Source organism: Niastella populi (genome assembly GCF_002078015.1).
Taxonomy (GTDB): domain Bacteria; phylum Bacteroidota; class Bacteroidia; order Chitinophagales; family Chitinophagaceae; genus Niastella; species Niastella populi.
This window is the reverse complement of sequence record NZ_LWBP01000188.1, coordinates 259,312-273,635: the sequence shown is the minus strand read 5'-3', so window position 1 is coordinate 273,635 and position 14,324 is coordinate 259,312. Positions and strand designations below refer to the sequence as shown.

Genomic DNA, 14,324 nt, shown 5'->3' with positions numbered 1-14,324 from the left:
AACCAAACCAAATCGTTATGAAACAGAAATTCTTACTTTCTCTTTTATTCGTTTTTGTGTTGCTGACCACTTCTTATGCACAGATCAAAAAAGGAAGTAACTGGTTAGGAACAAATATCTCTTACAGCAAAACGAAAAACAACTCCAACAACCAATTAGTTCCACGGGAAGTTCGCGCAACAAACGTAATGCCTGCCTGGGGTACGGCAATAAAAGATAACCTGGTGGCCGGCATTTTCGGTTCCTATACCCATACCAACAGAGAGCGTGATGGGTATACTATTGAATACAGCGAGAAATCATATGGCGGCGGTTTGTTTGCACGCCAATATGTGCCGGTGTTTAACAGGTTTTACATTTTCGGCGAAGGCCGGGTAAGGTACCTGCACTTTAAAGCAGATCACAGCTGGGCATACCCCGGTGTATTTGGCACGGCCACTGTAAAAGGCTGGGAAACCGGAATCAGTTTTACACCAGGCATTAGCTATGGACTTACCAATCTTATACAACTGGAAGCAGGTTTCGCCTCGCTTTTCGATGCCGCTTACAGAAGCGCAAAGTCCGGCTCTAACTCTTTTAGTAACGAACCAACCACCAAATCATTTAGTGCCGGGGTCAGCCTCGAAAATGCTTCGCGCTTATTTATTGGCGTTCGTTTTTTGATCAACAAAGGGTAAGCATCTCTATCTATTCAACATCGACCTGAAGGCCATCGTTCACGATGGCCTTTTTTACATTTCGCCTGCAAAAACCCGCAATTCAACAGCACAAAGAGCCCTTTACAGGCCCTTTGTACCAACACGCCATTAATTTAATATAAATCGTTAAACTTTTAATCCCGTGGGTAGTCACATGCAAAACACCCATGAAATGACTGTGACTCCCCAGTTGAAAAATCAACACCTGCTCTGGCGCGCCGGCTTTGGCCCAATGGCCTCAGCATATCACCAACTGTCAACCGTCTCGTATAAATCCTACGTCAATTCCCTGTTCAAGGCCTCGGCCAAAGGCCCTCAGATGATCGATGTGGCGGACACCGCTGTCAAAGGGCTGATTATGGGCGTTCAGGAGGCAAGTACAAAAAAGCGCGACCTGAATCCCGAAGAGCGCAGGCGCATTCGCCAGCAATCGCGCGAGAACATAAAGAACCTCAACATTACCTGGTTGAATGAAATGGTCGACAGCGATCAGCAACTGCGCGAAAAAATGTCGCTCTTCTGGCATGGGCATTTTGCCAGCCGCAACATTAACATCCTGTATCAGCAACAACTGCTCGATGTTATTCGCCAGAACGCACTGGGCAATTTTGGCGACCTGCTGCGCGAAGTAAGCAAGAGCGCTGCCATGATCAACTTTCTCAACAACAATCAAAATAAAAAAGGCCATCCCAACGAAAACTTCGCCCGCGAAGTAATGGAACTGTTCACCATGGGCCGCGGTAACTATACCGAAAACGATATTAAAGAAGCCGCCCGCGCATTTACCGGCTGGGGAGCAACTTTAAGCGGAGAGTTTGCTTTTAGAAAATTTCAACACGACGATGGAAAAAAGACCGTGCTTGGCAAAACCGGTAATCTGAATGGCGATGATGTGCTGAACATTTTGCTTGAGCACAAACAAACCGCTACTTACATTACCCGCAAAGTATATCGCTTCTTTGTGAACGACATACCCGATGAAGCGCATGTAACGTGGCTGGCTGACCGTTTTTATCAAAGCCGGTACGATATAAAAGAATTGATGAAAGACATCTTCAGCAGCGAATGGTTCTATGATGCCAAAAACATCGGCTGCAGAATTAAATCGCCGGTTGAGCTCATCGTTGGCATTCGCCGCGCGCTGCCCATGAAACTCGAGAACGAACAGGTGCAGCTGTTGTTGCAACGCATCCTTGGGCAGGTGCTCTTTTACCCACCCAACGTTGCCGGATGGCCCGGCGGAAAAAACTGGATCGACAGTTCTTCGTTAATGTTCCGCCTGCGCATACCGCAACTGATCTTCGATAACGATGAAGTGACCATTTCGCCAAAAGACGACGACGACCAGATGATGGGTATGAAGGAGATGAAGAAAAAGGGCAAAAAGGGCGGACAAATAATTTCCGCCGCCGTTGACTGGGAAACCTATTTGAAGAAATTCGAGAAAGTGCCCCGCGAAAAATTACTCAATTCTGTTGCAGGCATTTTGATCCAGGGCGTTGAACCGGTAAGCGAAAAGGTCCTGAGCAAATACATCGATGCATCGAGCCGCGAGCGCTATATAAAAACGGCAACCATTCAACTGATGAGCACACCGGAGTATCAGCTATGCTGAACACGAAACGCCTAACGCCAAATGCTGAACGCGCAACGTTAAAGGCAGAAGGCGTAAAGCCAAAGGCAAAGTAAAATAGGAAAAATGTGCCTGGCGCCAGATGTCGAAAAGGCAAAGCAAAGAAGAAAATTGTATTTGTATTTGCGTTCCGCCTTAAGCGTTCAGCGTTCGGCTCTATCTAAAAAAACCAGAACATTAAACTTAGTACTAAGAGATAAAGAACTTATTATATGCTAATAAAGAGAAAAGAATTCCTTCAAATAGGCTCACTGGCAACAGCGTCGATGATGCTGCCGAAATTTTTAAAAGCATTTGAAAAACCGGTGCCGGCAGCCATCGGTGTGCCGCAGGGCAATAAAGTGGTAGTGGTTTTACAATTAAGCGGCGGAAACGATGGCCTCAACACCGTAATACCTGTACGCAACGACATTTACTATAAATCGCGCCCGCGCCTCGGCATAACCAAAGAACAGGCGTTACTGGTAACCGACGAAGTAGGATTACACCCCTCGCTAACCGGCTTAAAAGACCTGTACGGCGATGGCAGCCTGGGTATCCTTAACAGCGTGGGTTACCCGAACCCCGACAGATCGCATTTCAGAAGTATGGATATATGGCATAGCGCCAGCCAAAGCAATGAATATGTTTATACCGGCTGGGTAGGCCGCTACCTCGATGCGCAATGCAATGGCTGCGACAAACCCACACAGGCGTTGGAAATAGATGATGTATTAAGCCTGGCCATGAAGGGCGAACATGTAAAAGGGCTCGCCATGAAAGATCCGCGGCGGCTGTTCACATCGAGCAACGAAAAATACTTCAAGGAAGTAGCGGCCAGTCGTGCGGCAAACAGCGAAGAAAAACCGGTTGACTACCTGTATAAAACGATGGCGGAAACAGTAAGCAGCGCTGATTATATTTACAAACAAAGCCGCATACACCCAAGCAATACCGAATACCCAAAAACCGATTTGGGAAATAGCCTGAAGACCATCGCAAGCCTAATATTCTCAGATATCAATACCAAAGTATATTATGTTTCGTTGGGAAGCTTCGATACGCATGTGGCGCAGGAAGCACAACAAAAAAGATTGTTTAAAGAGATGAATGACGCCATTACCGCATTTGTAAAAGACCTTAAAAACAACAATCGCTTTCAGGATGTATTGTTGATGAGCTTTTCTGAATTTGGCCGGCGTGTTGCACAAAACGCCAGTGGCGGAACCGATCATGGCACTGCCAATAATATGTTTTTAGTAAGCGGCGGATTGAAACAAAAAGGGGTATTGAATGCGTTGCCCGATCTCGCAGACCTGCAGGAAGGTGATCTGAAATACAAAGTAGATTTTAAAAATGTATATGCAACTATACTGAATAAATGGTTGCAGGCAGATGACAAAAAAATCTTAGGCAGTCAGTATGATCACCTGAGCTTTATATAAAAAAACAAAGGCGTGTCACGGTTAAACTGGCAACAACGCCTGCAAACCGCGACACGCCTGTAATATTTACTCCCAGCCTTGTTTGGCTATACCGGCCTTAATTGCAGCCAGCGCCTTTTCCTCGCCCAACAAAGTGGTTAATTTATTTCCTTTACCATCATGGCCCTGCGCCATATAAGCTCCCTTTGCAGTTTTGGTAATAACCGCATCCTGAATAGGAACACCCTTTTCTTTTGTTTTTACGTTGTATGCAGTGAGTGTAATTTCTGACATAATTAGTTCATTTACGTGGTTAGTATAATTAAAAAAAGATGACAACAACTCTTACAAAATCTTAGCCAGAACACTAAAATAGCCTTTAAATATACGAAAATCCGATGTGCTAATGTGATAATCCCGACTTAGCCGGGACAAGTAATGCTAATATGCAAATGACTTTGGTCAGTTTCCCGCGCAAAGTACGGAAGCTTTCTTTACAATGAGTAGTAAATGTACATATAAGTAAATGTGCTATGAATACACAAATTATAATTCGTTTGAACATTGACTAACCAACACACTGAATCATTAAACACATTTTCATATTCACATTCTCAAAAAAAAGAAATGTGCTAACGAAAATCATTCCTTTTCATTAGCACATTAGCTAATTAGCAAATCAGCCCATTATGTATTACACGTCGAGACGTGCATATTTTGCATGACTTTCTATGAATTCACGGCGCGGCGCTACTTCATCACCCATCAGCATACTGAAGATGCGATCGGCTTCGGCAGCGCTTTCAATGGTTACTTTTTTCAACGTGCGGGTTTGAGGATTCATGGTCGTTTCCCACAATTGTTCCGCGTTCATTTCACCCAAACCTTTGTATCGTTGAATACCAACGCTTTCTTCTTTTCCACCGCCCAGTTTTTCTACCAGCGCCTTGCGTTGTTCTTCATTCCATGCATACGCCGATTCTTTACCCTTTTTAACCAGGTATAATGGCGGCTGGGCAATGTATACATAACCCTGCTCAACCATTTCTTTCATATAACGATAAATGAAAGTAAGTATCAGTGTGGCAATGTGGCTACCATCCACATCGGCATCGGTCATGATGATGAGTTTGTGATAGCGGAGTTTTGCCAGGTTCAGCGCTTTGGGATCTTCCGGTGTACCCACTGTTACTCCCAGCGCCGTATACATATTGCGGATTTCTTCGTTCTCATAGATCTTGTGCTCCATGGCTTTCTCTACGTTCAGGATCTTACCACGCAACGGAAGAATTGCCTGGAACGCACGTTCACGGCCCTGTTTGGCAGTACCGCCGGCCGAATCACCCTCAACCAGGAACAGCTCGCAACGCTCCGGATCACGATCGCTGCAGTCGGCCAGTTTACCAGGCAAACCGCCACCGGTCAATACCGATTTACGCTGCACCAGCTCACGGGCTTTACGGGCAGCGGCCCTTGCCTGTGCGGCGAGGATCACTTTAGAGATGATATTCTTGGCTTCCTTGGGATTTTCTTCCAAAAATGCTTCAAGCACTTTTGAAACTGTTGAATCTACAACACCGCTAACCTCACTGTTACCCAGCTTTGTTTTTGTTTGTCCTTCAAACTGCGGCTCGGGTACTTTTACTGAGATGATCGAGCTTAATCCTTCGCGAAAATCATCGCCTTCAATTTCCACCTTGGCTTTTTCAAACAGGTTCTGGCGATCGCCATAGCCTTTGAAAACACGGGTCAATGCACGGCGGAAACCGGCAACGTGCGTACCGCCCTCGATGGTATTGATGTTATTTACATATGAATAAATGTGCTCGCTATAACTGTCGTTATACGTCAACGCCACTTCCACCGCCACATTCGTATCCGGATCCCTTCCTTCAACATAAATAACGTTGGGTAAGAAAGAGGTACGGCCGGCGTTTTTATCGAGCATTTCTACAAACTCGATGATACCGCCTTCACTGTAAAATGTTTTGGTATAGCTATCGCCGTTATCGTCCTTCTCACGAAGATCGGTCAACGTAATGCGGATACCCCTGTTGAGGTAGGCCAGTTCGCGCAAACGGCCTTCGAGGATATCTGTTTTGTAAACGGAAGCGGTGAAAATAGTGTTATCGGGCCAGAAGTGCACCAGCGTACCGGTTGAAGAGCTGGCGCCAATTTCACGTACGGGATATTGAGGTACACCAATGCGGTATTCCTGTTCGAAGATCTTTCCTTCGTTCTGAACAGTAACATGCAGCTTGGTACTTAATGCGTTCACGCAACTAACACCCACCCCGTGCAAACCGCCTGATACTTTGTAGGTGTTCTTATCGAATTTACCACCCGCATGCAGTACGGTCATTACCACCTCCAACGCGCTTCTTTTTTCTTTCGAGTGCATGCCCGTAGGAATACCCCGGCCATCGTCCTGAACAGAAATTGAATTATCGTCGTGGATAGTTACTACAATGTTTTTACAATAACCGGCCAGCGCTTCGTCGATAGAGTTGTCTACAACCTCGTAAACAAGGTGGTGCAGACCTTTCTCACCGATGTCTCCGATATACATCGCAGGACGCTTGCGTACTGCTTCCAAACCTTCTAAAACCTGAATGCTATCTGCTCCGTAACCGTTATTGGCAGTGATAGGGATTTCCGTAGTTTCTGTAGCCATAGATTCGTGTGGAATGCTCTTGCAGTTTATAAAAAATTAATCCTGCAAATTTACTAAAAATTAAAGGGTTTGCCCTTATTTAAGGCCCCTTTTTATGAACTTTTTTCCGGGGCTGAAAAGCCCCAACAGCCTGTGTTTTAAGCAATAAAGCAAAAGGTTTTCCACATAAATCAACAATCGTTGATAACTTCTCTTAAGTATCGGATTTTTAACCTTTGTATCTTTACTGCACGATATTTGATAGCTTTTACATTTTTACCAGGTTATCAATTGGATTTATGGACAACCGCAACTACTCCCAGATTACTTTTGAATTCAGCGAACCCGAAAATGAGGCCTCGGTAGGGGTACGTGTAAAAGCGTTAAAAACCGGGCAGGAACCGGTTCAAACCATTGTTGAAGAGCCTGGCATTGCCGATGAACCGGCCGTTGCGGAAACCGAAACGGATAGCAGTTCACCGGTTCCCGCTAAAAAATCAACCCGTGGCCGTAAATCGCTGAAAGCACTGGATGCAGAAGCCGACCTGGTAAATATCCCCGATGACGAAACATTGTTTCAACGCCAGTACTACTCTATTGGTGAGGTAGCCGATATGTTTGGCGTAAACCAGTCTTTGCTGCGTTTCTGGGAGAATGAATTCGATATCATTCAACCCCGCAAAAACCGTAAAGGCGACCGCCATTTCAGACCAATAGATATAAAAAACCTTGAATTGATCTACGACCTGCTGCGTCGCAGAAAGCTTACCATCGAAGGCGCCAAGGACTTTTTGAAAAAGAACACAAAGGCGGCAGCCCATTTTGAAATGATCCAGTCTCTGCAATCACTGAAAGGATTTTTGCTTGAAATAAAAGCGGCTTTGTAGTAGTAAAATTTAACATGTAACAACTGCCCACATCCTGCGGAAAACTTTTATTTCACGTTCTCGAAAAATCTGTAAATTCCCTATAACAACAAGCCTCCTATGTGGAAATATCTGTCCATAGCTCTTTTCCTGATTTGTCAGTATCACACCAATGCACAAACCGTAACAGAAAGTACCCTCGCCGGCAACTGGTTGGTTACCCGCTGGGAAACGAACGACCGGCTCCTCGACTTTCAGGATACCCTCGCCAGCCTCCGGTTCATGGTTGACAATTTCAAGTATAAAAATAAAGTGCAGGACATTTTGCGCGAAGACAGCATTCGTATGCGCCAGGAATTGAGAAAAGTGCTGGCTTCAGCCGCCGCCATACGCTTTAGATTATTATTCAATAAAGACAAATCATTCGTCTGGAGCGGAAGCACCGATAACAGCGCACAATTTAAAGGAACTTACTCCCTTGGCGCCAGCAATCAAACCCTCGTTTTAACCTCTTTCGATGGCCTTAGCAAAAGCTACCGCACAATGGTGTTGAAAGTACACGCCTTGCAGCCCGATAAAATGACCATTGAAATTCCTTCAGAAGATTCGGGTAAACAAAGCAGGTTTACCTTAAAAAAAATGGAAGCGGGCGGTCAGCGGTAATCATATGATTTTAATTGCATCAAAAGCCTGTTTTCTTAAACCGGCAAAACTGTTCAATTCGATTTCCGCACTCTTCAATTAAATTATAAGAGCTTTCAATTTCAATTACAACACAATTCAATTGAATTACCGCACTGTTCAATTCAATTACAACACTGTTCAATTGAATTACATGACCGTTTAATTCAATTACAAATGCCTTTAATTAATCAATTGGGTGTTTCGGCTTAACCGAATGAGCGTCGGGTTTACACTATCTGTTTCACTTCCGCTTTTCCGCCTTCTTCTTTGGTAGCCAGCCTAATATTCATTTCTTCCATCAAATTGATAAGCGTAAGGTTTATCTGCTGGCGCAGTTCATTGAAGTCGGCTACCGGTATCGGCGCAGCAAAATATTCAACATGGATGATAAATGCATTTTTGAGGATATCTGACAGGAATACGGTATGCCCTTCTACCTGGTCTTTCCGTTGGTTAAAAACGTTCTTTACCCGTTGCACAAACTGGTTTACCGAATCGTGCGGCGTTTCGGCATGCAGTTCAAGTGTTACCAGCGCGCGCCGTTGCGTACGCAGTGAAAGGTTATCAAGTATGCTGTCAACCATTTGTTTATTGGGCACCGTAACATAGGTTTTTTGATCGGTTCGAATACGGGTGCTGCGCAACCCGATCCTTTCTACGGTACCGGTAATATCCTGAACTTTAACCTGGTCGCCCATGGTGAAAGGCCGGTCGAAAAAGATAATGAATGAAGCGATCAGGTTCTCGAGACTTTCGCGGGTTGCCAGCGCAATGGCCGCTGTAGCAATACTAAGCCCGGTGAGTAAATTGCTGATGTTATAGTGAAAAGCGAATTTCAGGATCAGCAAAATGCCGAAGATCACCAGCACTACTTTAAAAAAATCCTTGAAGAAAACTACCAGTTGGTTGTCGGCAGGGTTCACCGTATGGTCGGCGCGGTGATGCAAAATCATAGTGATGAAATCCATAATACGCAACAACAGCCATATAAATACAATGATGAGAATGATCACGGAAATAGCATCTACAAACTCACGTACATTGGCCTTGTAAATAACTACATTAAGCACCTTCGGAAAAGTAAGTTTGTCAAGCGCAATGATGCTGGCCAGAACGAGCAGAAAAACCTCGAGCGGGGAAACAACCAGTTTTACAAAAGCTTTCTTATCTACTCCACGTACTACCCGCTTTATCATTATAAATAGTAACCCGGCAACGTAGCGCGATAAGAAACGCTTCAATATAAAGATCAGGAATAAAGTACCGGCTACGATCAGGTAACTCTTAATGGTATTGTCGAGAAAGATATAATCTAAAAAAGATCCCATTCTTAATAATTCAGGCTTTAAGGTTTTTCAAAGTTATAAACTTTAAAAAAGTATGCTTCTATAAAAAGTTATAATCTTATGAAAAGCGATCATCGATAAGAGTACACTTCCAGCCGGTTATTACGCAATACATACAGGTTACCAGGCGTGATCTTTATCTTTTGTGCATCGCGCATAGCTGCCGGAATTGGGTAGTTCTGCAAATTCAACGTGCCCTGTTCGTAGCGATATAACATACCGGCATCACGGCCGAACATAACATTGCCGATCACGGTGAAATCGGTCCAGCCCTTTAGCTGAATACGGTTCTTGAATGCACCATAATAATCGAACAGGTAAACCCCTTTCAAAGAATCGTATAAGTATACCAAACGGTTCTGGTCAACGATAAATTGCGGTGAGGGTGCGGTATCTACTATTAACCTGAAGTCGGTGCTTTGGTCTATTATGCGGCCATCTTCTCCTACCCGTTTCAATTTGCTTTCCAGCTCATCGTATACCCAAATGTTATTGTCATACGATTGCCCAATGGCATTCACCTGAAACAACTGCTGTTTTCGAAGATCAATTGTTGCACGGGTATTCAAAAACCGGTCCAAAACAACGATGGTCCCAAAGTCGCGGTAGTACAACAAAACCCTCAGCGGATTGGCTACATCCATTAAATACAGCTTCCCATACTGCCGCACATTATTGAAAACCGCAATGGAATCACCGTCGGGGCCCATTTTTTTTATTTGCCCGGTACTGTTTATTATATACAGGTTACCAAGATTATCAACGGTAAAATCGATAACCTGCTCGCCGGCCAGTTTATTAAATACAAAAAAAGTATCAGTGGTTGAGATACTTTGAGCAGCCATGAATTTGCTGCAACATAAAAAAACGGCTAGTATGATCAGGGACCTGTTCACGGATGGCGCACGATTTTATTTTCCAGTTCAGGATAACGGGTTTTGAGATATAATTGTTGTCCGTCGAAAACGGCATACGTATAATAACGGATCCAGTCGCCAAGGTTGATATACCGGCTGCCGCTCTTTAATGCGAAATCGATAGGCAAATGCCGGTGGCCGAATACCAGGTAATCGTAATGCTGTTCTTTGAGAATATCCTTGCAATAAGTGATCAGCCACTCCCCTTCTTCGCCATAGAACTTTTCATCGGCCATACCGGTAACAGTACGGCTTCTGCGGCTGAGATAATTGGCCAAACCCATACCGATATAGGGCGGTAAAATACCAAATAACCATTGGCAAACCGGATTGCGGAAGACCTTCTTCATCATCTTATACCCATGATCGCCGGGGCCTAACCCGTCGCCGTGGCCAACCCAGAATTTTTTATTATTGAATTCGAATGCACGGGGCTCGAAATATACGGGAATGTTCAACTCCTGTTGAAGATAGCCCTGCTTTGCGCCGTCCTTCATCCACATATCATGATTGCCAACGAAGAAATGAACCGGAATGCCGGAATCGGTTATTTCGGCCAGCTTTCCCAGTAAACGCACATAACCTCTTGGCACAACAGTACGGTATTCGTACCAGAAATCGAACATATCACCTACGATAAAAATAACGGCTGCATCCCTGCGTATTTCTTCGAGGAATGCCACAATACGTTTCTCGCGTTCCAGGCTCGATGCATAGTCGGGAACACCCAGGTGGAAGTCAGAAAGGAAATATACTTTTTTACCGGGTTGCATTTGGTGAATGGTCAATGGTGAATGATGAATAGACGATAGCAAAAATGGTTCGCACTTTGAGTTTGGTCATACACTTCAACATTCAGCATTTTCTGTATTTCATTATCAAATTATCTGATTATCCAATTATCTCATTCATTTCCCGATCTTCATCTTATAGGCAACGAAATCACCCGATTCAATACGCGGCCGGTCGGTGATCGGTCTGTTGTACCAGTACATCCATGCAACAACAGTTGAATTCCGGAACAATACATGCACCGGTTCTCTTCTGAAAAGCGGCACTTCGCCGGGTTCAACGATGAGGCCCTCATAATCATCTATCACTTCCATGGCCTGGTCAAACTCTTCTATGTTTGCAATATGATATACTTCCCCAACGATCAAATGTTCTTCTGTACAAGGAACCGCGCCGGGGTATTCGCCCATGTCGTATAAATTTCCCTGTATAGCGCCCATTCCGTCGAACACAAAATACCGGGTAATATGGGATAATATCGGGTTCAGCAGCCCGCTGCGCAGTGAGCCATAAACAAACAGCCGGTAAATGTTTGATTGCATGTTTATTATTGATCAACAAGAAATACGTATACTTCTTTTGGCCCATGAATTCCTACAACCAGCGTTTTTTCAATATCTGCCGTACGGCTGGGCCCTGTTGCAAATGTGATCAATGAAGGAAGATTGCCGGAATATTTTTCCCTGGCCTTCAACAATGCATCTTTAATATCATATACCAGTTGACTGGTATAGGCAATGCAAATATGCACGGGCGCATAAACGCTCACCGTGCGGCCGCTTTCCTGTGCAGCCGACATTACAATACTGCCGGTACGTGCTACCAGCCATTCACAGGTGGTGATGGCGGTATCGCAGGAAGCCAGGTCGTTGTGGGTGTAATGAGTGAATTGATTTTCTGCCAGTATTCTCCGCAAACCTTCTTCTTTACAAAATATCTTATCCCATTTGTTAGAGGCTGCTATCAGGCTAAGCTGGGCGGCCAGTTCCTGATGATTTTCGCAGAAAACAAATTTGCCCTGCAGGCTGGTGAATCGCTGGGCGAATTCAAGGCCCAGATCCTGTTGAGACGGTTGATATACTGAACTGCTGCCCTCACTTTGCGGAAAAGGGAGAGGCGTTGAGTTCGTCAACGCCTTCCTTATCTTTTTTAAAATATTTTCTTTAGCCGGAGAAACGTTCATAATAGCAATTATGTAGCCGGGTGATTAGTTACATTACTGTCATATGGAGGAACACCTTCGCTGATGGCGCCTTCGGTATGACCTTCACCATCTACATCAAGCGTTTTCTTGTCGGTAAAGGGTCGTTTACCGATCAATGCTTCTACGTCACTCTGGAATAATACTTCTTTTTCGAGCAGGGCTTCGGCAAGTTTTTCTACCTGAGCCTTTTTCTCGGTAAGTAATTTCTTTGTATTTACGTATGCTTCGTCGATCAGCTTGCGAACCTCTTCATCGATGATCTTGGAAGTTTCTTCCGAGTATGGTTTGGTAAATGAATTCTCTGCAGATGGATCGTAAAAACTTACGTTACCCACTTTTTCATTCATACCATATACTGTAACCATCGAATAGGCTATGCGGGTGATCTGCTGCAGGTCGTTCTGTGCGCCGGTAGATATTTTATTGAAGAAAATATCTTCACTGGCACGGCCGCCGAGCGTCATGCAGATCTGGTCCATCAGTTGATCGGTATTGTAAAGGTATTGCTCTTTCGGAGTGTACTGTGCGTAACCTAAAGCGGCAACCCCTCTTGGAACGATCGTCACTTTCAGTAATGGATAAGCATGTTCGAGGAACCAGCCGCAAATGGCGTGACCAGCCTCGTGGTATGCGATAATGCGTTTTTCGTCGGGAGAAATGATCTTGTTCTTCTTTTCCAAACCGCCGATCACCCTGTCAACAGCATCCTGGAAGTCGTCCATTTCAACTGATTGTTTGCCTTTACGGGCTGCGATCAGCGCGGCTTCATTACAAACGTTGGCGATATCGGCGCCGGCAAAACCTGGTGTTTGCTCGGCCAGTTTATGAATATCAACTTTTTCAGAGATCTTGATCGGCTTCAGGTGCACTTTGAAGATGTGCTCGCGGCCTTTCAGATCAGGTTTGTCGATCGAGATCTGGCGATCGAAACGGCCCGGGCGTAACAGGGCGGTGTCAAGTACATCGGGGCGGTTGGTAGCAGCCAGCACGATGATCCCGCTTTCGCCGCTAAAACCATCCATTTCTACCAGCAACTGGTTCAATGTGCTTTCACGCTCGTCGTTGCTCATGATCGCGTTCTTGCCACGTGCGCGGCCAATGGCATCAATTTCATCGATGAAAATGATACAGGGCGCTTTTTCACGGGCCTGTTTAAACAGGTCGCGAACACGGCTGGCACCTACCCCAACAAACAGCTCTACGAAATCGCTACCGCTCATGCTGAAGAAAGGTACCTGTGCTTCACCGGCCATGGCTTTTGCCAGCAGGGTTTTACCGGTTCCGGGAGGCCCTACCAGTAAAGCGCCTTTAGGTATTTTACCACCGAGTGAAGTGTATTTTTTGGGATTCTTTAAAAAGTCAACGATCTCCATTACCTCTACCTTGGCTTCATCGAGACCGGCCACATCGGCGAAGGTAATGTTCACTTTCGTGCCTTTATCGAACAGGGTAGCTCTTGATTTACCAATGTTGAATATTCCGCCTGGACCACTGCCGCCCGAGGCGCCGCCACCCATTTTACGCATCAGCATTACCCAGATAAGTACGATAACTACAAGGGGTAACAGGAATTGTATAATAGAGCCGAACCATTCGCCTTCCTGGATCGGAATGTTTGGAACCTTCTCTATTTCGGGGTGTACTTTATAATGGTCATCGAGTTTTTTATCAAACTCCTCGGCCTTGATCACCTTGAACTCAAAATGAGGACCTTTATCACCAACACTTGGCCAGTTTTTAGAAAGCTGATCCTTGTATTTGGGCAATCTGTCTTTCTTGATAAAAACCCGAACCGTATTCTTATTGGTAACTGTATTGAGCTTTTCTACATCGCCATTATCCAACATTTTGTAGAACTCGAGGTCGGTAATGGTTTTAGCATCCGGAGCAAAGGAACCAAATAACTGAAAGCCTACTAAAACAGCAAAAATGATAGCCCAAACCCAGTAAATATTGAATTTTGGACCTTTTCGCTGCCCACCGTCATCGCGGGGACGTAAGCGAGGAAAATTGCGGTCGTTCTGTCTTGACTCGTCCTGTGACATATATTGTTGCTTGTCCTTGGTTTTTCTATTTAATATAATTAATGATCGATGGCACCTAATTGTTCGCCTAAAAAGCTGTTAGT

13 protein-coding genes are annotated in these 14,324 nt (G+C 44.9%); 5 read left to right on the top strand and 8 right to left on the bottom strand.

Features of this window, described 5'->3' with window-relative positions:
• Positions 1 to 17 precede the first annotated feature (17 nt).
• The 3 genes from A4R26_RS18015 (at position 18) to A4R26_RS18005 (ending at position 3,755) form a co-directional block, all read left to right on the top strand.
• Positions 18 to 677: an autotransporter domain-containing protein gene (locus tag A4R26_RS18015; protein ID WP_081165918.1), complete on the top strand. Its 660-nt coding sequence runs from the start codon at positions 18 to 20 to the stop codon at positions 675 to 677.
• Positions 678 to 870: 193 nt separating this feature from the next.
• Complete coding sequence (locus tag A4R26_RS18010; RefSeq protein WP_081165915.1) at positions 871 to 2,313, top strand: DUF1800 domain-containing protein; 1,443 nt, start codon at positions 871 to 873, stop codon at positions 2,311 to 2,313.
• A 230-nt stretch (positions 2,314 to 2,543) separates the two neighbouring features.
• On the top strand, positions 2,544 to 3,755 hold the full coding sequence (locus A4R26_RS18005; RefSeq protein WP_081165912.1) for a DUF1501 domain-containing protein: 1,212 nt from the start codon (positions 2,544 to 2,546) through the stop codon (positions 3,753 to 3,755).
• Positions 3,756 to 3,821: 66 nt separating this feature from the next.
• Here the strand turns inward: A4R26_RS18005 and A4R26_RS18000 are convergent, their stop codons facing one another.
• Together A4R26_RS18000 and gyrB are read right to left on the bottom strand one after the other, a co-directional pair.
• The gene (locus tag A4R26_RS18000) at positions 3,822 to 4,028 is read right to left on the bottom strand and encodes a hypothetical protein (protein WP_081165909.1); all 207 of its coding nucleotides are present in this window, start codon (positions 4,026 to 4,028) and stop codon (positions 3,822 to 3,824) included.
• A gap of 400 nt (positions 4,029 to 4,428) precedes the next feature.
• Positions 4,429 to 6,408 carry a DNA topoisomerase (ATP-hydrolyzing) subunit B gene (gene gyrB, locus A4R26_RS17995; RefSeq protein WP_081165906.1) on the bottom strand — a complete coding sequence of 660 codons (1,980 nt, stop codon included), beginning with the start codon at positions 6,406 to 6,408 and terminating at the stop codon, positions 4,429 to 4,431.
• Between the two features lie 278 nt (positions 6,409 to 6,686).
• On the opposite strand from gyrB, the gene A4R26_RS34485 reads away from it, so the two are divergent.
• Both A4R26_RS34485 and A4R26_RS17985 read left to right on the top strand, forming a co-directional pair.
• Positions 6,687 to 7,274: a MerR family transcriptional regulator gene (locus A4R26_RS34485; RefSeq protein ID WP_107685854.1), complete on the top strand. Its 588-nt coding sequence runs from the start codon at positions 6,687 to 6,689 to the stop codon at positions 7,272 to 7,274.
• 99 nt (positions 7,275 to 7,373) lie between these two features.
• Complete coding sequence (locus tag A4R26_RS17985) at positions 7,374 to 7,916, top strand: hypothetical protein (protein ID WP_081165904.1); 543 nt, start codon at positions 7,374 to 7,376, stop codon at positions 7,914 to 7,916.
• Positions 7,917 to 8,164: 248 nt separating this feature from the next.
• Here the strand turns inward: A4R26_RS17985 and A4R26_RS17980 are convergent, their stop codons facing one another.
• From A4R26_RS17980 to ftsH, 6 genes are all read right to left on the bottom strand, one after another.
• Positions 8,165 to 9,265 (bottom strand): mechanosensitive ion channel family protein, encoded by a 1,101-nt coding sequence (locus tag A4R26_RS17980; RefSeq protein WP_081165902.1) that lies wholly within the window; start codon positions 9,263 to 9,265, stop codon positions 8,165 to 8,167.
• A gap of 89 nt (positions 9,266 to 9,354) precedes the next feature.
• Positions 9,355 to 10,128: a hypothetical protein gene (locus tag A4R26_RS17975; protein ID WP_081165899.1), complete on the bottom strand. Its 774-nt coding sequence runs from the start codon at positions 10,126 to 10,128 to the stop codon at positions 9,355 to 9,357.
• Between the two features lie 47 nt (positions 10,129 to 10,175).
• On the bottom strand, positions 10,176 to 11,015 hold the full coding sequence (locus A4R26_RS17970) for a UDP-2,3-diacylglucosamine diphosphatase (protein WP_242674940.1): 840 nt from the start codon (positions 11,013 to 11,015) through the stop codon (positions 10,176 to 10,178).
• Between the two features lie 93 nt (positions 11,016 to 11,108).
• Positions 11,109 to 11,534, bottom strand: a complete 426-nt coding sequence (locus tag A4R26_RS17965; RefSeq protein WP_081165893.1) for a gamma-glutamylcyclotransferase family protein — start codon at positions 11,532 to 11,534, stop codon at positions 11,109 to 11,111.
• Between the two features lie 5 nt (positions 11,535 to 11,539).
• Positions 11,540 to 12,175: a LutC/YkgG family protein gene (locus A4R26_RS17960; protein WP_081165890.1), complete on the bottom strand. Its 636-nt coding sequence runs from the start codon at positions 12,173 to 12,175 to the stop codon at positions 11,540 to 11,542.
• A gap of 8 nt (positions 12,176 to 12,183) precedes the next feature.
• Entirely contained in the window at positions 12,184 to 14,241 is a 2,058-nt protein-coding gene (ftsH, locus tag A4R26_RS17955; RefSeq protein ID WP_081165887.1) for an ATP-dependent zinc metalloprotease FtsH, read from the bottom strand.
• Between the last annotated feature and the right edge of the window lie 83 nt (positions 14,242 to 14,324).

Coding starts and splice junctions, on each gene's coding strand:
- A4R26_RS17960 (WP_081165890.1), bottom strand. CDS start 12,175: ATGAACGTTTCTCCGGCTAAAGAAAATATTTTAAAAAAGATAAGGAAG.
- A4R26_RS17965 (WP_081165893.1), bottom strand. CDS start 11,534: ATGCAATCAAACATTTACCGGCTGTTTGTTTATGGCTCACTGCGCAGC.
- A4R26_RS34485 (WP_107685854.1), top strand. CDS start 6,687: ATGGACAACCGCAACTACTCCCAGATTACTTTTGAATTCAGCGAACCC.
- ftsH (WP_081165887.1), bottom strand. CDS start 14,241: ATGTCACAGGACGAGTCAAGACAGAACGACCGCAATTTTCCTCGCTTA.
- A4R26_RS17975 (WP_081165899.1), bottom strand. CDS start 10,128: ATGGCTGCTCAAAGTATCTCAACCACTGATACTTTTTTTGTATTTAAT.
- A4R26_RS18005 (WP_081165912.1), top strand. CDS start 2,544: ATGCTAATAAAGAGAAAAGAATTCCTTCAAATAGGCTCACTGGCAACA.
- A4R26_RS18000 (WP_081165909.1), bottom strand. CDS start 4,028: ATGTCAGAAATTACACTCACTGCATACAACGTAAAAACAAAAGAAAAG.
- A4R26_RS17980 (WP_081165902.1), bottom strand. CDS start 9,265: ATGGGATCTTTTTTAGATTATATCTTTCTCGACAATACCATTAAGAGT.
- A4R26_RS18010 (WP_081165915.1), top strand. CDS start 871: ATGACTGTGACTCCCCAGTTGAAAAATCAACACCTGCTCTGGCGCGCC.
- gyrB (WP_081165906.1), bottom strand. CDS start 6,408: ATGGCTACAGAAACTACGGAAATCCCTATCACTGCCAATAACGGTTAC.
- A4R26_RS17985 (WP_081165904.1), top strand. CDS start 7,374: ATGTGGAAATATCTGTCCATAGCTCTTTTCCTGATTTGTCAGTATCAC.
- A4R26_RS18015 (WP_081165918.1), top strand. CDS start 18: ATGAAACAGAAATTCTTACTTTCTCTTTTATTCGTTTTTGTGTTGCTG.